Origin of the sequence: Microbacterium rhizomatis (genome assembly GCF_008710745.1) — a bacterium.
GTDB lineage: Bacteria > Actinomycetota > Actinomycetes > Actinomycetales > Microbacteriaceae > Microbacterium > Microbacterium rhizomatis.
Genome location: NZ_VYSA01000003.1, coordinates 360,844 through 377,181, shown reverse-complemented (window position 1 = coordinate 377,181; position 16,338 = coordinate 360,844). Strand labels below are relative to the sequence as shown.

The following is a 16,338-nucleotide window of genomic DNA, read 5'->3' as shown; positions in this document are numbered from 1 at the left end:
AGGATACGGTGTGGACATGACAAATCGGAAGATCGGCGATCGGATCTTCGACGTCGCCGTCGTCGGAGGCGGCGCGAGCGGAGCAGCCGCCGCCTACCACCTGAGTTCGGAGGGCCGGACGGTCGCGCTCCTGGAGCGCCACGACATGAACACCGAGGCGTCCGGCCGCAACGCGGGGAGCCTCCACGGGCAGATCCAGCACGAGCCGTTCCTCGAAGAGGGCGACGAGTGGGCACGCGCGTGGCTTCCCGCCCTGCGGTTCCTCGCCGACTCCCTCGACATCTGGGACGGACTGAGCGAAGAGCTCGGCGCGGACCTGCAGGTCGGAAAGAAGGGCGGCCTCCTCATCGCCGACGACGAGAGCCAGCTGCCCGCGATCGAGCGCAAAGTGGCGTTCGAGAACAGCGTCGGGATCCAGAGCCGGATGCTGTCGGCCGCCGAGCTGAAGCAGCTCGCACCGTGGATCACGGACGACGTCGTGGGCGGCGAGCTCTGCCCCATCGAAGGCAAGGCCAATCCCCTGCTCGTGGCCCCCGCGTTCGCGCGCCGCGCCGCCGCGCAGGGCGCGGTCCTCATGCCGCGCACCCCCGTCGAGGGGTTCCGCGAAGAGGACGGCGTGCACATCCTGCGCACGCCCCGCGGCGAAGTGCACGCCCGCCAGGTGGTGCTCGCCGGCGGGGACGGGATGCGGGATCTCGGCCGCCACTTCGGGCTGGAGCTGCCGATCTCGAGCGCCGCCGTACAGGTGAGCGTCACAGAGCGCATCGACCCGATGGTGTCCCACCTCGTGTACTACGCGGGGGGAAAACTCACGTTCAAGCAGGCGCAGTCGGGCACGCTCCTCATCGGCGGAGGCTGGCCCGCGCGAAGGAATGCGGCGGGCGAGTGGGTCGTGAACCCCGAGTCGCTGCGCGCCAACCTCGCGATGGCGACACGCATCGCGCCGTCGATCGCCGATGTCGCCCTGCTGCGCACGTGGGTCGGGATCGGCAACGGCACCCCCGACCACAGCCCGATCATCGGCGCCGTCCCGGGGCATCCGGGTGTCTGGCTCGGCTTCTACCCGTACATGGGGTTCACGGCCTCGCCGCTCATGGGTCGCGTGCTGAACGATCTCGTGCAGGGTCGCGATCCGGGTCGCGACCTGCTCCCCTTCGCACCCGATCGGTTCTAGGCGCGCCGCCCGGCGTCGCCGCGATCAGGGCGCGGCGACGTCACCGAGCGGGACGGGTTTGACCGGTGCCTGCGGCGCGAATCCCGAGCGTTCGGAGACCGGCACACCGTGCAGTCGCGCCTCCATCTCCACGAGAACAGGTCCGCAGTAGCGCCCCTGGCATTTGCCCATGCCCGCTCGAGTGACGCGCTTGACTGCTCCGGGCGAGGTGACCCCCTCCGTCATGGAGTCGACCAGGTCTGCGTGCGTGACCCCCTCGCACCGGCATACGACGGTGCTCGGCTCGGCGAGCTGATCGGTGAGCAGGGGCGCGGCGAAGAGTGCGTTGACGCCCGCCTGGAACGACAGATGACGTCGCGCTGCGCGCGTCGTCGTGGCATCGATCACGGCTGGACGGTCGGCGAGGTCGGCGATGATCGCGGCGGCGGCGAGCGCTCCCTGCACCTGTGCGAACTTCGCTCCCCGCACACCTCCGGAATCCCCGATCGCCCACACGGTGGACACGGATGTGCGCCCCGTCCCGTCGGTGAGCGTATGCAGCGCGCCGCGCTCGGGATCGTATTCGTGACGGCATCCGAGGCTGCGCGCCAGGTCGTTGCTCGGCAGGAAGCCGTAGCCGAGACACACCGCGTCGACATCGAATGAACGACGCCGGCCGGTGGGCAGCCGGTGCCCGTCGAGCCGAGCGATCGTGGCACGTTCGACGCCGCGCTGCGGGTCGCCTTCCAGCGATGCGACGACCGAACCGGTGAGCACGGGCACGCGATGGGCCGCGAGCGCCGAGAGGTAGCCGACACCGTCGCGCGTGAGTCCTGGTGCATTCCACGCCATGCGCATTCCCGCGCCGATCCGTGCAGGCGAGAGGAAGGATGCCGCCTCCACGAGGCCCACCACGTCGACGCCGGCCTTGGCCAGCTCGGCGGCGAGCTGGATGTTGAGCGGCCCGTTGCCTGCGACCAGAACACGAGCGCCCGGCGCCACCTGATACGAACGCAGGAGCGTCTGCCCCGCGCCCGTGGTCATGACGCCCGGAAGCGTCCATCCGGGGATGGGCACCCCCCGTTCGTACGCGCCCGTCGCCAGGACGACGCGCCGGGGGCGGATGATCCACCGCTCCGTGTCGGAACGGGCGAGAAGGCGGTCGGCTTCGAAGGCGGCCCAGACGGATGCCCCGAGCAGCATACGGGCGCCGGCGCGTCGCGCGGCGTCGATCAGTCCTCGCCCGGCGGTGTACTGCCGGTCGAGGCGATCCTCATCGATCGGCAGCGCCGGATCCGGCTGCTTGTAGTACTGGCCGCCCAGCTTCTTGCGCTCGTCGACCACCAGGACGTCCAGTCCGGCGGCGGCCAGGTCGCGCGCAGCCGCCAGCCCCGCGGGACCTGCGCCGATCACGAGCACGTCCGGGGTCAACTCCGACTCGGGACGGGGCGCGGGCGCGGAGGTGGGCACACGGCGGCGGGCGGACTGCGTCTGGATGATCTGGCCCGCGCGTGCGGGTGTCACGCACGCGAGCACGCCTTCCTGATGATCGACGGTGACGGCGCACTCGTGGCAGACGCCCATCCCGCACCAGACCCCGCGCAGATCGCCGGCGTCGGTGCGCCGGTTGCCGAGCTCGCCGGCCGCGACCATCGCCGAGGCGACGGTGTCGGAGGCGGCGACGGGCACGTCGCGGCCCTCGTAGCTCAGGGATCCGGACTCGTCCGGGGAACCGATGCCGGGGGACGTCACCCTCATGCGCTCTCCTCATCGAGGTGGGCGGCACCCCGCTCGGTACATGCCGTCCACTATCTGTCGTTCGCCATACGAACGTATTGTCGCAGAACGAACACTACCGCGTATGCTGAGCTGGGTCGACGCCACAGGCCCGATCACCACCGTAGGAGGAACCGTCATGGATTCTGCTTTCGCCCCACGCCCGAGGCGCCTCCGCGCATGACCGAACTGGCAGGCCGCACGATTCTGGTCACCGGCGCCTCCGCAGGAATCGGGCGTGCGATCGTCGAGCGCCTCGCGCCGACGGGAGCCCGCGTCATCGCCCACTATCGGTCTTCGGCGCAAAGCGCTTCGCTCGCGATCGGAGGCTTCCCCCCCGGCACGGCCCACCTCGTGCGCGCCGACCTGTCGACGCCCACCGGAGCGGCCGAGCTGTGGGATGCCGCGACCGCGTGGGCGGGACGCGTCGACGTCGTCGTGCTCAACGCCGCCGTCATGCCGAAGGCCGAGCTCGACGCGCCCGACGACGTCTGGGACCGCGCGCTGGACGAGGCCCTCCAGGTGAACACCCGCAGCCAGCTCACGCTCCTGCGCCGTGCCGTCGCCCACTTCCTCGACGCGGGAGGCGGGTCGGTCATCGGGCTCAGCAGCTGGGCCGCGCAGCGCGGCGCTGGCAATTCCAACCTGGCCGTGTACGCCGCATCCAAGGCAGCGACCGCCGCAGCGATCAAGACCGTGGCGCGGGCTTACGCGGCGCGAGACGTGCTGGCGTATCTCATCGCGCCCGGGGTCGTCGACACGCAGATGTCGGCGTCGGCCGGCGCTGACCGGGGCGGTCGTGACGCGATCCTACAGACCCTCGCGATGCACGAGATGGTCCCTCCGGCAGAGATCGCGGAGCTGGTCGCACTCCTCGCGTCCGGGCGGACCCGCCACCTCAGCGGCGCGACGATCGACGTGAACGGGGCATCGTACATCCGCTGACCTGTGTCGATCGTTCGACCTGCGCACAACCTCAGTAGGGTGAGACGATCCTGCAACGCCGCCACTCCTGAGGGAGCACGACATGAACGCCGACGAGCCACGGCAACCCTCGGGCGAGTTCGTCCAATCGCTGTCGCGGGGCCTCGCCGTCATCCGGGCCTTCTCCGATGAGCGCACGATGCTCACCCTGGCCGACGTGGCGCGGATCGCAGGGCTCAGCCGCGCATCGGCGCGGCGATCGCTGCTCACCCTCGAGACACTCGGCTACGTCGGGATGCAGCAGAACCGGTTCTACCTCCGCCCCCGCGTGCTGGATCTCGGCTATGCCTTCCTCTCGTCGTCATCGAGCGTCGACATCACTCAGGACCACCTGCGCAAGCTGTCCACGCGTCTGGGCGAATCGTGCTCGGCGTGCGAGTACGACGACGGCGACATCGTCTACGTCGCACGCGCCGCGGCGGAATCCGTCATGCCGCTGCGGGTGAGCATCGGCCGCCGCATCCCCGCCTTCTGCACGTCCACGGGGCGCGTGCTGCTCTCGGCCATGAGCCCCGACGAGCTCGATGAGTTCTTCCGCACGTATCCGCGCGAGAAGTTCACGCCCCAGACGGTGACCGACGAGCAGGAACTGCGCGATCGCATCGCGGAGGTGCGCGAGCAGGGGTGGGCGCTGAACAACCAGGAACTCGACCTGGGCGCGCGCTCGATCGCCGCGCCCGTCGTCGACAAGCGCACGGGCGCGTACATCAGCGCCGTCAACGTCACGGTGTCGACGTCGCGCGTGTCGGTCGACGAGTTGATCGCGAACTGCCTCCCGCCGCTCCTGGAGACGACGGCGCAGATCGGCTCCGACATCGCCCTCATGGGCACGCAGCGCTGATCGGCCCACGCGGCTCGTTCAGTCCTCGAGGTCGCTGCGCGTGTCGAGGATGCGCGAGAGGAAACGCCGCGTGCGGTCTTCGCGCGGAGCGTCGAGCACCTGATCGGCCGCACCGATCTCGACGATGCGCCCGTCATCCATGAAGACGACCCGGTCTGCCACCTCGCGCGCGAACTCGATCTCGTGGGTCACGACGATCATCGTGAGGCCCTCGGACGCGAGCCGCCGCATGACCGACAGGACTTCGCCGACCGTCTCCGGGTCCAGGGCCGACGTCGGCTCGTCGAAGAGCATCACCTTCGGGCGCATCGCGAGCGCGCGGGCGATCGCGGCTCGCTGCTGCTGGCCCCCGGACAGCTGTCGCGGGTAGGCCGATTCCTTTCCCTCGAGACGCACCCACTGCAGAAGCTGCTTCGCGTGGGTCTGCGCCTCGGCACGGGGCGTGCCGAGCACCTGGATCGGGGCCTCGATGATGTTCTCGAGCACCGTCATATGTCCGAAGAGATTGAAGCTCTGGAACACCATGCCGATCTCGGTGCGCTGGCGAGCGAGGTCGGCGGGCGGGATCTCGACGAGCTGTCCACGGCTCTCGCGGACGCCGACGGCCTCGCCGCCGAGGCGCACGATGCCTCCGTCGGGACGCTCGAGGTGATTGACGCAGCGCAGCAGCGTCGACTTGCCCGAGCCGGAGGGGCCGATGATGCAGACGACCTCCCCGGGGAAGACCTCGAGGTCGACTCCGTGCAGCACTTCGAGCGGCCCGAAGCTCTTGCTGACGGACTCGATGCGGATGATCGGATCGGCGGCGCTCATGCGCGGGTGCCCTCCTTGGCCGTGAAGGTCACCGGCGTCGTGCGCGCGATCAGCTTCCTGAACTTCGTCGCGTACGTGTCGGGAGCGGTCCGGGTGGCTCCGCGCGCGTAATAGCGCTCGATGTAGTGCTGGCCGATCGAGAGCACGCTCGTGAGGAAGAGGTACCAGATGCAGGCGACGACCAGGAGCGGGATGGTCTCGAAGGTGCGGGCGTAGATGACCTGCACCGTGTAGAGCAGCTCGCTGATCGCCACGATGCTCACGAGGCTCGTGCCCTTGAGCATCGAGATGACCTGGTTGCCCGTCGGCGGCACGATCACGCGCATCGCCTGGGGCAGCACGATGCGCCGCATCGCACGCCGCCGCGACATGCCGAGTGCGGCGGCTGCTTCGGCCTGGCCCTGATCGACGGACTGGATGCCGGCGCGGATGATCTCCGACATGTAGGCGCCCTCGTTGAGCCCGAGGCCGAGCATCGCCGCCACCATCGAGGTGATCACGGTGTTGGTGTCCAACTCGACGAACGAGGGCCCGAAGGGGATCCCGATCGAGAGGGTCGGGATGAAGCTCGCGAGGTTGTACCAGAACAGCAGCTGCACCAGGAGCGGAGTGCCGCGGAACAGCCAGATGTAGCCATCGGCGGCCACATTGAGAAGAAGGCTGCTCGAGATCTTCATGAGCGCGAGGATGAGCCCGATGAGGCAGCCGAGGATCATCGCGACCGCGGTGAGCACGAGGGTCAGGACGACACCGTCGAGCACCTTGGGGTTGAAGAGGTATTCGCCGACGACATCCCACCGCATCGCGTCGGCGGTGACGAACTTCGAGATGATCTCGAGCACGATCAGCACGACGAGGATGCGCAGCGCCCAACCGCCGATCCGTCCGGCGATGCGGCGACCGCTGTGCGTGCGCACGTGCGTGCCGCCGGAGGGCGCCCCAATCTGCAGGGTGGTGGTGAGGGGCCCCCTGGCCGGGCCGTCCTCAGGCGCGTCGTCGCTCATCCCCGTGGCCTTTCGTCGCGGATTCGTCGTCGTGCAGGCGGACCGGGAAGGACAGCGCCGCACGGGCCGCGCGCCCGGCTCCATCGCGGTGGAGGTTCGTGACGACGCCGGGGGTCCGTGCGGGCATGACGTGTCCGGCATCCGGTCGCTCGAGCACCGACCATCCGGGCTCCATCGCGAGCACAGCGCCCGTGATGTGTGCCGACGCATCAGAGGCGAGGAAGGCGATCGCCGCCACGGGATCCACACCCTGGGGCGAGATCGCGTTGACCCGGACTCCGGACGGCCTCATCTCGGTCGCCAGGCTCCGCACCATCTGGTGCAGAGGCTGGCGCGAAGCCGGAGAGAGGCCGTCCCCGCGACCGGCACAGGTAGGTCGCGGGGACGAGATTGCGATGATCGATCCGCGTCGGCGCGCAGCCATGGCGGGCGCGAAGCAGCGGATCGCATCGAGGCAGGTGGATACGGTGCCGGCGGAGTGCACGAGGACGTCCGTGTCGTCGAACGCGGCAGCGAGCGCCGCGACATCTTCGACCGACGCCGGGACGAACGGGCGGATCTGGAAGCGTTCGTCGCCGCGGTACTGCTCCTCGAACTCGCGCATGTCGCCGGCCACGGTCACCTGCGCCCCGAGTCCGGCGAGCGTCGTGGCCGCAGACACGCTGTGCGGGCCTGCGGCGCCGAGGATGAGCGCCGTCCGTCCGTCCAGAGCTGTCGGTCTCATGTCTGCCCGTGCGGGCGATGCGGTCGTCATGCCGTCGAGGTGCGCGTGGCCGCGATCAGCTGGAGACGTCGGGGTTGGCGACCGCCTCGTCCAGCAGGCCGAAGTCGATGTCCCAGAAGCCCATGATCTTCGCGTACGAGCCATCCTGGATGAGCTTGTTCATCGCAGCCGTGATGGCCTTGGTCATGTCCGAGGTCCGGCTGACGGCGATCCCCTCGAGGTTCGGCTGGTAGTCGAGGGGCTGGATCTCGAAGCCTTCGGCGCTGCTGTCCTCGCGCAGCAGCCACGAGAGCTGGCCCTTCGCGGTCATGAACGCGTCGATCCGGTCCGAGCTCACCGCGAGCTGCGCCGCACCCTGCTGCGGGAACGAGTCGATCGTGGGGGCCGGCTTTCCGGCATCCGTGCACGTCGCGACGATCTGCTCCATCTGGATGAGGAACGCTGAGCCGGCGAGCGCTCCCACCCGCAGCCCGCAGAGGTCTTCCGGGGTGCTGATGGACAGGCCCGCGCCCTCTTTCGTGATGACGCCCGTGGTGCTCTCGTGGACCGCGACGATGTCGACGACGTCGAGGCGCTCCTGCGTCACGATGATCGACGCCCATGAGGTGTCGTAGCGGCCGTTCTGGATTCCGGGGATGAACGTGTCGAACGCTCCGGAGACCTCGGCGTCGTATGTCAGACCGAGAAGCCCGGCGACGGCGCGGCCGAGGTCGGGCCCCCACCCGGTGATCACGTCGTCTTCGCCGAGGAACGTGTCAGCGGGCGCGTTGTCGAACTGGATGGCCGTGAGGGTACCGCGGTCGAGCACCTTCTGCGGTACGAGGGCGGCGAGCTCGGCATCCTTCTGGATCGTGACGCCGGCCACCTCGACGCTGCCGCCGGCATCCGGCGCGCCGCTGGATCCGCCTCCGGGAGTGCTCGAGCAGCCGGCGAGGGCGAGGCCGAACGCAGTGAGGGCCGCGAGGCCGATGAGCGTGCGGCGGGGGGCGACGACGGTGTTCATCGAGACTGCTCCTTCGAGTTCGGGGTGAGCGCCGCCGGCCCCGAGATCAGGATTCGGCGGGGACACTCATCGAGAAGTGTTCGTTATACGCACGAGTGTTCACTATGCGTCCACATATGTCAACCGTGTGAAGACAGGTCCCGTTCAGACGCACCGAAACGGACCCGGCCCCCACCGCCTGAGCGGAGGGGGCCGGATCGTTCGTCGGCGGTCGGAGGTCAGTCGTTGACGCGCATGGCGTTGTCGAGCTCATTGATCTTCACGGTCTCGCCGCTGTCGGTGAGGAGGAACACGTCCTCGACCCGCACACCCACGCGCCCCGGCCAGAACACACTCGGCTCGATCGTGAACATCATGCCGGGCTCGAGCGGCGTCTCGTCCTCTTCGGAGATGTAGGGGAGCTCGTGCACGTCCTTGCCGATGCAGTGCCCCGTGCGGTGACGGAACCAGTCGCCGTACCCGGCCTCCTCGATCACCGCGCGCGTCGCCCGATGCACGTCACCGCCCGTCGCACCGGGGATCGCGGCTCTGCGACCCGCCTCCTGCGCGGCCATGACGACGTCGTACACGCGCTCGTACTCCTCGTCGGGCTGTCCGATGTGCACCGTGCGCCCGAAGTCGGAGCAGTAGCCCTCGACGATCGCTCCGAAGTCGAAGTTGACTCCGGCGCGATCCGGCAGCGCCTTGCGGGAGAGCCGCTCACTGGCATCCCGCTCGATCCCCTTGCCCATCGCCCACACGGCGGTGTCGAACGACGAGGAGGGCGAACCGAGCTGGCGGATGCGCAGGTCGATCTCCGACGCCAGTTCGAGTTCGGTGATCCCTGCCACGACCCGGTCGCTGACGGCCGCCATGACCTGGTCGACCATGCGGGCCGCCTCGGTCATCAGCTCGATCTCGTGCGCGTCCTTGATGCGACGGATGCCGTTGATGATGTCGTCTGCGACCGTCAGGTCGGCGTCCGGGCGGTGGGCGCGCAGCTGGAGCGTGGTCTCGGCCCACGTGCGTCCACTCACGGCAATGCGCGCCTGAGCACCCGACTCGTGCACACAGGACTCCTCTCCCGGGGCTGCGCCGACCGCCACCCTGCGCGGGCGCGCGGCGAAGGCGTCGAACGCGCGCCGGAACACCTCGGCCCCGTCATCGGACTCCGTCGCGGTGATGATGTCTCCCGTCACGCCCCCCGGCAGGTGGAACTCCTGGTGGTGTCGTGTGAGCACGAAGAGGGGCTCCTTGCCGGGGGCGAAGAACGCGCCCGAGATCCAGTGATTCGTGTAGCCGATGTTGCCGAACGAAGGCACGCCGCGCTCGAGACCGGTGAAGTACTCGAGGTCGGTCTGCGACGCGGGCAGGAACAGCACGTCGACGCCGGCGGCGTCCAGGCGCTCGTCGAGGCGTGCTCGACGCGAGACGTAGTCGATGGCCATAGGGGTCCTTTCGATGGGGAGGATGCTCAACCGAGCGGTTCGATCGAGAACAGGTCTTCGTGGGAATGGATGATGTTCCACTCACCGTCGATGCGACGCCAGCCCTGGCTGACGCGCATGAGCTCGCGCGCTGAGCCATCCGCATCCTCGCGCTCGACGCGCAGCACGTGCCGCGCGACCGCCAGGTCGCCCGACACGTCGATGATGGGCTCGTCGACCTCCAGGCGCGTCGTCACCTGCTTCGCCTCACCCGTGGGGCGGGTCGCGCGGATCGCGTCGAGTTCGGCCAGCCCTCGAGCGATCCGCTCGGTGACGGCATCCCAGATCGTCGCGTCAGGATGGATCCGGCGGTCGATCCTCGCTCGATCCCCGGCGAGGAAGGCGCTGTAGATCGCCTTCTGCTCGCGCCAGATCGCGCGCTGATCAGGATCGAACGACGACGTGTCGGCGGCGTCGATGACCTCGCGGGCGGTTGTGATGAATGGGTGTTCGCTTTGCGTACAGATGTGCGAAAAACTAACAGAGCCACGACTGTTTGGCAATGTGACCCACACGCTTACCAGCCGCGCTCAGCGGAAAGACTCGACGCTGGCGCTGCGGTGGTAGTCGAAGATGATGTTCGTACGCGTGGATGCGACGCGCGGATGACCCGAGATGTGCTCGACGACGAAGGTACGCAGCGCCGACGAATCAGCCACGGCGACGTGCACCATGAAGTCGTCCACCCCGCCGAGGAAGAACACCTGCACGACCTCGGGGAAAGCTCGCGCATGATCGGCGAAATCGGTGATGCTGGCTTGACGTGCTCCGGGAGCCAACGTCACGCCGACAAGAGCCTGCAACCCGAAACCGAGCTTGGCTTTGTTCACGGTGGCCGTGAACCCCGAGATCACCCCGCTCTGGATGAGCGACTGCACTCGCCCGTGCACGGTCGACGGGGCGAGCCCCACTCGCGCGGCGAGCTCGGCATTCGTGATCCGCCCGTCTGCGGCGAGGGCGGCGATCAGCCGACGATCCACGTCGTCCAGATCCTGTCGCAGAGTTTTCCGTTCCACCGCCGCTCCCCCCCTCTCTTTTCGATATTTCGTCGCACATTCTCTTGAATGAGCGAATCATCTTCTGAACGATACCCCTCCTACCGCTGTTACTACACACTGGCCGTGACCAGAAGGGAAGTTCACATGCGCGTCGGAGTACCTGCAGAGATAAAGAACAACGAAGACCGAGTCGCCGTCACGCCGGCGGTGGTGCATGCGCTCGCGGGGCGTGGACACGAAGTGTTCATCGAACGCGGCGCCGGGGAGGGATCACGGATCTCCGACGACGACTTCGTCGCAGCGGGCGCGGTGATCCTCGATCGCGCGGACGACGTGTGGAGCAGCGCTGATCTGCTGCTCAAGGTCAAGGAGCCGATCGCGCAGGAGTACGCTCGGCTGCGGCGAGGACAGGTGCTCTTCACGTACCTGCATCTCGCAGCATCCGAGGACTGCACGCGAGCGCTTCTGAAGAGCGGCACGACAGCGATCGCCTACGAGACAGTTCAGCTCGCCGATCGCAGTCTCCCGCTGCTGGCCCCGATGAGCGAGGTCGCCGGCAGGCTCTCCGTGCAGGTCGGCGCTTTCCATCTCATGCGGCCGGCCGGTGGTCGCGGCACGCTGCTCGGCGGGGTTCCCGGCACGCGGAAGGCGAAGGTGGTCGTGATCGGTGGCGGAGTCGCCGGCGAGAACGCCGCGCGCAACGCCGTCGGTCTCGGAGCCGACGTCACGGTCGTCGACCTGTCGTTGTCTCGTCTTCGTCAGCTCGAAGCGGGGTTCGGCGGGCTGCTGCAGACCCGTCATTCGTCCTATCTCGAGATCGCCGACCAGGTCCGCGACGCCGACCTCGTGATCGGATCGGTTCTTGTCCCGGGGGCCACTGCGCCGAAGCTCGTCACGGACGACATGGTCGCCGCCATGAAGCCCGGCTCTGTGCTCGTCGACATCGCGATCGACCAGGGCGGATGCTTCGAAGGCTCACGGCCGACGACCCACGAGGACCCGACGTACGCCGTCCACGGATCGACCTACTACTGCGTCGCGAACATGCCCGGTGCGGTGCCCGAGACATCCACCACGGCGCTCACGAATGCGACGGCGCCGTACGTGCTGGCGCTGGCGGACAAGGGGTGGCGTGGCGCCCTCGCCGATGATGCTGCTCTCGCGCGCGGGCTCAGCACGCACGACGGCGTGCTCACCAGCCGAGGCGTCGCCGAAGCTCACGGCCTCGAGTTCGCGGCAGCCGGAGACCTTCTCGCGCGCGCCGCCTGACGCCCGCGGGCCATCCGCGGCACACGAGTGCCCTGCTACACCGGCCGCCCAGGAAGGATCGGCCGGTGTACGGCGTCTCCGACTTCTAAAAGATCGACTCTCCGCCGTCCGACGGCAGCACCGCGCCATTGACGTTCACGCCGTCGCTGCTGAGAAGGAACGTGATCGATGCGGCGAGCGCTTCGGGCAGCGCGAGGGGCGCATCCGCGACGTGGGTGTTGAGCCGCTCCTGTCCGAACTCACTCACGTTGCCCGGGCGCATGCCGGTGAGGGTGCCTCCCGGAGCAACCGCGTTGGAGCGGATGCCGTACTGCTCGTACATGAAGGCGGTGTTCTTCGTGATCCCCACGACCGCGTTCTTGGATGCCGTGTAGGCGAGTCCCGCTGACGATCCACGAAGTGCCGCCTCCGAGGCGATGTTCACAATCGAGCCGCTACGGCGCTCCATCATGAGCGGCACGACTGCGCGCGTGAGACGGATGAGCCCGAACACGTTGACGTTGAAGACACGCTCGAGGACGGCATCCGGCACCTCGTGAATCGGGCTGAAGTCATCGAGCAGCCCGGCGACGTTGGCGAGCCCGTCCGCCCGACCGCCCGTGGCGGCAAGAATGCGATCGATGCCCTCGGCGCTCGTGATGTCGGCGGCGACACCCGTGATCGAGGCGTCGGGCAGGCTCGCAACAAACGAGTCGAGGCGCGCTTCGGAAACATCCACGGCGATGACGCGCCCGCCTTCGCGAGCGACGCGCGATGCGACCGCGCGGCCGATTCCCGAGGCCGCACCGGTGACGATGACGGTCTCGCCGGCGAACCGCCCGGGCGTGATCTTCTCAGCCCAGCTCGTCGGCACTGCGTCTGGATCAGGTGTCTGACCGCTGTTGACCTTCGCCACGAGCGAGTCGAGCAGTCCCTCGGGCGCCGTGCCGTTCGCGTTGATCAGGCGTTCGAGCGGGATATTGCGCATGAGCCGGATGGCCTGTTCGTTCATCCCGCCTTGCGCCGCGATGCCCGCGATGATCTGAGCGCCGATCGGGTGGGCTTGCCACGCCCCGATCGGGCTGTCGCCATTGAGGAGTGTGAGTTCATCAGTCATTCGTCAGGCTCTTTCTCATGAAGTTCGGGCTCAGGATGATCATGCGTAGTCCTCGAGACGCCACTCATCGAGCCAGTCGATGCGGGGGATGTCTCCGTCAAATCGGATGGGCAGCCAGACGTAGTCGGCGATCGCCGTGTTCTCTCCGAGACCGGCAGCCATCGCGGAGCGGTCTCCGCCGCTCGTGTCCGGGGGCGCTTGGCCGCGTGCCATCGCCGCGACGACGTCGTAGACGTTGGGGATGTCTTCGGGCAACTGCGGAAGCCAGCGGTCCGCGAGCGCGATGTACAGATCCTTCTTCTTCGGATGCCGGAACACGCAGCTGATCTGAGACCGGAACGACGTGCGAGTCGGGTCGTCGGGGTGGGGGTCTCCGAGAACGGCCCAGGGTCCGTGATAGTCGGGCGCTGAGGCGACCTCGCTGAAGTTCGGGAAGTACCCCGTCGAGCCCGATGTGAGCAGATAGTGGATGCCGTGCCGCTCGAAGTGCGCCGGGGCTTCTCGCGTGAACGGTGGACTGGGATGCGGAAAGTGCGTGGAGTACTCACCTGAGACGTCGGTGTAGTCAGCGCTGAGTTCGGCGCAGATCAGCTCTGTGTGCACCTTCTCGAAGTAGTAGTAGGCCTTCTTCGTGATCGGGTCGACGACCAGGTCGAAGTCTCCGGCGCTCATCCCGAGGGGCTCGAATCCCGCCCGCACGACTTCGTACGGTCCGAGCAACGAGTCGGCCGTCAATACCGTGGAGCGCTGCGTGGCGTGCGCCGAGTCACCCAGCAGCTTCACCCAGCAGACGTATTTCCCCGTCTCTTCGTTGAAGATGATGTGCGGCCGATCCATCTTCTGGGCGGGATGCAGCGGAGATGCCGGATCATCGAGAACCGGAGGGATGATCAGCCCGAGGTCGTCCCAGTTGTACAGATCGGTCGAAGAGTAGGCGCGCACGCCCCACGTCCACACGCCGCTTCCGGGAGTGGTCTTCTCCTTGTTCTCGCCGTACCAGTAGAAGGTGTCGTTCTCGTAGAAGAGCGAGCCGCCATGAGCCTGGATGCGCTCGCCCTTCGTGTCGAGCCAGACCTGGCCGGGGCGGATCGATGTCTGGATGCCGCTCACGGCCACGCGATGAATCCCTCAGTCTGGGCGGCCCAGGAATCCGGGAAGCCGGTGGTCGCCAGCAGCGAGACGGCCGCGAGGAGCGAGCCGTTGCCGGGTAGATAGATAGGCAGGATCGAACCCATCTGGCTGTTGTGTCCCACGAGGGTGAACTGGTTCTTGATCTCGTCGCGCAGGAGCGCGTCGACCGCGGTGTCGGGCTCTCCGAGCCGGGCTGCGGTCATCGCCAACACGGGGAAGTCCCAGCCCCATGCCGACGGCCACTCCCAGTTCTCGAGCACGTCGTGAAGGGTCGCGCGCATGATCTCGGGGTCGATCACCGGGGTGGGCGGAACGACACCGAGCGCGGCCAGCAGGGCGGGGTGGTCATCGCGTCGCAGGTAGGGTTCGGTGGCGATCGCGGTGTAGTGGCCGTCTTGGACAAAGGGCGTCGCCATCCGATTCTGCACGTCTGCCCACGCAGGGTGCCGGTCCAGCCCTCGCCGCTCGCGCCATCGCTGCGCGATCTCGAGCCCCCACCACCATGAGGCCAGCTCGTACGTGGGGTCTTCGGTAGTGGTGACGTCGTAGAACTCCTGCGCCGGCATCACCGGCGACAGGAGGTGGAACGCGTCGTCGCGCTCCTCGACGAAGGACGCCATGAACTCCGCCGTCTCGTCCACGAGTTCGGCATACTCGAGGACGAGCGCGCTGCGCGCAGCCGGCGCGGAAGCACGCCACACGAGATCGAGCAGGTAGAGCACGTGCGGCTGCTGCCAGATGAGGAACGATCCGATCGGGTCGGGGCTCTCTCGCCCGTCGGGACCGACCTGCTTCGGCCACCGCGCACCGGAATAGCCCTGGCCGGCCGCGGTCGATCGCGCCCGCTCCAGGATCGCGAGGTACCACGGAAGGCTGCGCTCGAGCAGCTCGGGTCGCCCCCAGGTCGCGAAGTGCGCCGCGTGCCAGAAGTGCATCTCGAGGTGCGCCTTTCCCGACCACGAGTTCGTGGTGAGTCCCGTCTCTGCGGGCGGCATCCTGCCTGCTGAATTCACCGCGGTGAGGTATTGCGACAAGACCACGCGCCGCTCCAGCTCCTTCGCGCGTGGGTCGTCGCTCCCACTGAGGTCCATCGCAGCGCCCGACATCCAGAACTGTTTCCACGAGCGAGCGGATGCCGCAGCCACCTGATCGAACGATGTCGGCTCCTCTGTGGCTTCGCTCGGCGTGAAGCTCGCGACGAGGTCGAGTTGCGCACTCTCAGCCGTAATCATGAAGGTCTGGGGCGCATTCCCTGCTAGGACGCTGCCATCAGGGTGGAGGAGATGGACCCAGTATCTCGTTTCGTCGAGGGCACGGTCGATATGGGATGCGCCGCCCGCCGGGGTGAGTGTCGAGGAGTGTCTTTCCTCCGCGCCCCAGTCCGAGGTCTGGAAGAATCCGGCGTGCGCGTAGGGGAACCGCAGCACGATCCGGAGTCGGCCTTCGGCGAGGAGCGCTGAGCGGATCCGGAAAGCCACCGTGGACGCATCCGGATCGGCAACCGTTTCGACGTCGACCTCAACGCCGACGTAGCGGAACCGGCTACGAATCACTCCCGACCAGAGATCGAGTTCTTGTTCTGTGTCGGTGAGGTCATCTGGGGCGACCGCCACCGAACCGCCGTGCTCGTCGAGGAAGTCGAGCCCGATGCGCCCCAGGTCGAGCCTCTGGGGGTTGGCGTTGAGCCATGCTCCTGCGCGGTTCTCGTCAGCGACCTGGCCTCGCATCGCGCCCTCCAGGTCGTGGCGATCGGGGTAGAGCACCGCGCCGCGGCGGGTCTGGTGCTCTGACATCGCGTCGTCGAGCACGAAGCCCTCCGGATTGGGCATCGCATGCCAGCCCCAGCTGCTCATCGTCGCCGTGTTGACCACCTTCCGTCCCTGGCGGATCGCCGTCGACTGGTCGTGGAAGTCGGTGAAGGTCTGCAGTCCGGTGATGTCGGCCGTGAAGGCGAAGTCGCCGTTCCCCACGCTCAGAACGTGCTCGGGATGAGGCGCAGTGATGCGGATGTTGTGTCGTGTGACCAACGCCTCCCTATCGATGGGCGCTCGCGCATCCCGGGACATGGGAACTCCTTCGT

General features: G+C 67.9%; 15 protein-coding genes. 4 read left to right on the top strand and 11 right to left on the bottom strand.

What is annotated here, in order from left to right:
- Positions 1-16 precede the first annotated feature (16 nt).
- Entirely contained in the window at positions 17-1,174 is a 1,158-nt protein-coding gene (locus F6B43_RS15635) for an NAD(P)/FAD-dependent oxidoreductase (RefSeq protein ID WP_150449905.1), read from the top strand.
- 24 nt (positions 1,175-1,198) lie between these two features.
- Here the strand turns inward: F6B43_RS15635 and F6B43_RS15630 are convergent, their stop codons facing one another.
- Positions 1,199-2,911 carry an FAD-dependent oxidoreductase gene (locus tag F6B43_RS15630; RefSeq protein ID WP_150449904.1) on the bottom strand — a complete coding sequence of 571 codons (1,713 nt, stop codon included), beginning with the start codon at positions 2,909-2,911 and terminating at the stop codon, positions 1,199-1,201.
- A 198-nt stretch (positions 2,912-3,109) separates the two neighbouring features.
- Between F6B43_RS15630 and F6B43_RS15625 the strand changes: the two genes are divergently transcribed.
- Complete coding sequence (locus F6B43_RS15625; RefSeq protein ID WP_150449903.1) at positions 3,110-3,874, top strand: SDR family NAD(P)-dependent oxidoreductase; 765 nt, start codon at positions 3,110-3,112, stop codon at positions 3,872-3,874.
- A gap of 82 nt (positions 3,875-3,956) precedes the next feature.
- Positions 3,957-4,754: an IclR family transcriptional regulator domain-containing protein gene (locus tag F6B43_RS15620; RefSeq protein ID WP_150449902.1), complete on the top strand. Its 798-nt coding sequence runs from the start codon at positions 3,957-3,959 to the stop codon at positions 4,752-4,754.
- Between the two features lie 18 nt (positions 4,755-4,772).
- On the opposite strand, the gene F6B43_RS15615 is transcribed toward F6B43_RS15620, so the two are convergent.
- The 7 genes from F6B43_RS15615 to F6B43_RS15585 form a co-directional block, all read right to left on the bottom strand.
- Positions 4,773-5,567: an amino acid ABC transporter ATP-binding protein gene (locus tag F6B43_RS15615; protein WP_150449901.1), complete on the bottom strand. Its 795-nt coding sequence runs from the start codon at positions 5,565-5,567 to the stop codon at positions 4,773-4,775.
- A complete protein-coding gene (locus tag F6B43_RS15610; protein WP_246160000.1) occupies positions 5,564-6,571 on the bottom strand; it encodes an amino acid ABC transporter permease in 1,008 nt (335 codons plus the stop codon). The genes F6B43_RS15615 and F6B43_RS15610 overlap by 4 nt, the downstream gene beginning before the upstream one ends.
- The gene (locus tag F6B43_RS15605) at positions 6,552-7,325 is read right to left on the bottom strand and encodes an SDR family oxidoreductase (RefSeq protein WP_211368164.1); all 774 of its coding nucleotides are present in this window, start codon (positions 7,323-7,325) and stop codon (positions 6,552-6,554) included. Before F6B43_RS15605 ends, F6B43_RS15610 begins: the two co-directional genes overlap by 20 nt.
- Positions 7,326-7,350: 25 nt before the next feature.
- Positions 7,351-8,298, bottom strand: a complete 948-nt coding sequence (locus tag F6B43_RS15600; RefSeq protein ID WP_150449899.1) for a transporter substrate-binding domain-containing protein — start codon at positions 8,296-8,298, stop codon at positions 7,351-7,353.
- A gap of 218 nt (positions 8,299-8,516) precedes the next feature.
- Positions 8,517-9,725, bottom strand: a complete 1,209-nt coding sequence (locus F6B43_RS15595) for a M24 family metallopeptidase (RefSeq protein WP_150449898.1) — start codon at positions 9,723-9,725, stop codon at positions 8,517-8,519.
- A 26-nt stretch (positions 9,726-9,751) separates the two neighbouring features.
- Positions 9,752-10,267, bottom strand: coding sequence for a YybH family protein (locus tag F6B43_RS15590; protein ID WP_170285684.1), 516 nt, complete (start codon positions 10,265-10,267; stop codon positions 9,752-9,754).
- Positions 10,268-10,294: 27 nt separating this feature from the next.
- Positions 10,295-10,780 (bottom strand): Lrp/AsnC family transcriptional regulator, encoded by a 486-nt coding sequence (locus tag F6B43_RS15585; protein WP_150449896.1) that lies wholly within the window; start codon positions 10,778-10,780, stop codon positions 10,295-10,297.
- A 126-nt stretch (positions 10,781-10,906) separates the two neighbouring features.
- Between F6B43_RS15585 and ald the strand changes: the two genes are divergently transcribed.
- Positions 10,907-12,031, top strand: coding sequence for an alanine dehydrogenase (gene ald / locus F6B43_RS15580; RefSeq protein ID WP_150449984.1), 1,125 nt, complete (start codon positions 10,907-10,909; stop codon positions 12,029-12,031).
- Positions 12,032-12,116: 85 nt separating this feature from the next.
- Here the strand turns inward: ald and F6B43_RS15575 are convergent, their stop codons facing one another.
- The 3 genes from F6B43_RS15575 to F6B43_RS15565 are packed head-to-tail and all read right to left on the bottom strand — an operon-like array spanning position 12,117 to position 16,324.
- A complete protein-coding gene (locus tag F6B43_RS15575; RefSeq protein WP_150449895.1) occupies positions 12,117-13,127 on the bottom strand; it encodes an SDR family NAD(P)-dependent oxidoreductase in 1,011 nt (336 codons plus the stop codon).
- A gap of 39 nt (positions 13,128-13,166) precedes the next feature.
- Positions 13,167-14,243, bottom strand: a complete 1,077-nt coding sequence (locus F6B43_RS15570; protein ID WP_246159999.1) for a family 43 glycosylhydrolase — start codon at positions 14,241-14,243, stop codon at positions 13,167-13,169.
- Entirely contained in the window at positions 14,234-16,324 is a 2,091-nt protein-coding gene (locus F6B43_RS15565) for a hypothetical protein (protein ID WP_150449894.1), read from the bottom strand. Before F6B43_RS15565 ends, F6B43_RS15570 begins: the two co-directional genes overlap by 10 nt.
- Between the last annotated feature and the right edge of the window lie 14 nt (positions 16,325-16,338).

What these genes read in the sequence shown, in the direction of transcription:
- F6B43_RS15635 (WP_150449905.1), top strand. Translation starts at nt 17, where the DNA reads ATGACAAATCGGAAGATCGGCGATCGGATCTTCGACGTCGCCGTCGTC.
- F6B43_RS15630 (WP_150449904.1), bottom strand. Translation starts at nt 2,911, where the DNA reads ATGAGGGTGACGTCCCCCGGCATCGGTTCCCCGGACGAGTCCGGATCC.
- F6B43_RS15625 (WP_150449903.1), top strand. Translation starts at nt 3,110, where the DNA reads ATGACCGAACTGGCAGGCCGCACGATTCTGGTCACCGGCGCCTCCGCA.
- F6B43_RS15620 (WP_150449902.1), top strand. Translation starts at nt 3,957, where the DNA reads ATGAACGCCGACGAGCCACGGCAACCCTCGGGCGAGTTCGTCCAATCG.
- F6B43_RS15615 (WP_150449901.1), bottom strand. Translation starts at nt 5,567, where the DNA reads ATGAGCGCCGCCGATCCGATCATCCGCATCGAGTCCGTCAGCAAGAGC.
- F6B43_RS15610 (WP_246160000.1), bottom strand. Translation starts at nt 6,571, where the DNA reads ATGAGCGACGACGCGCCTGAGGACGGCCCGGCCAGGGGGCCCCTCACC.
- F6B43_RS15605 (WP_211368164.1), bottom strand. Translation starts at nt 7,325, where the DNA reads ATGACGACCGCATCGCCCGCACGGGCAGACATGAGACCGACAGCTCTG.
- F6B43_RS15600 (WP_150449899.1), bottom strand. Translation starts at nt 8,298, where the DNA reads ATGAACACCGTCGTCGCCCCCCGCCGCACGCTCATCGGCCTCGCGGCC.
- F6B43_RS15595 (WP_150449898.1), bottom strand. Translation starts at nt 9,725, where the DNA reads ATGGCCATCGACTACGTCTCGCGTCGAGCACGCCTCGACGAGCGCCTG.
- ald (WP_150449984.1), top strand. Translation starts at nt 10,907, where the DNA reads ATGCGCGTCGGAGTACCTGCAGAGATAAAGAACAACGAAGACCGAGTC.
- F6B43_RS15575 (WP_150449895.1), bottom strand. Translation starts at nt 13,127, where the DNA reads ATGACTGATGAACTCACACTCCTCAATGGCGACAGCCCGATCGGGGCG.
- F6B43_RS15565 (WP_150449894.1), bottom strand. Translation starts at nt 16,324, where the DNA reads ATGTCCCGGGATGCGCGAGCGCCCATCGATAGGGAGGCGTTGGTCACA.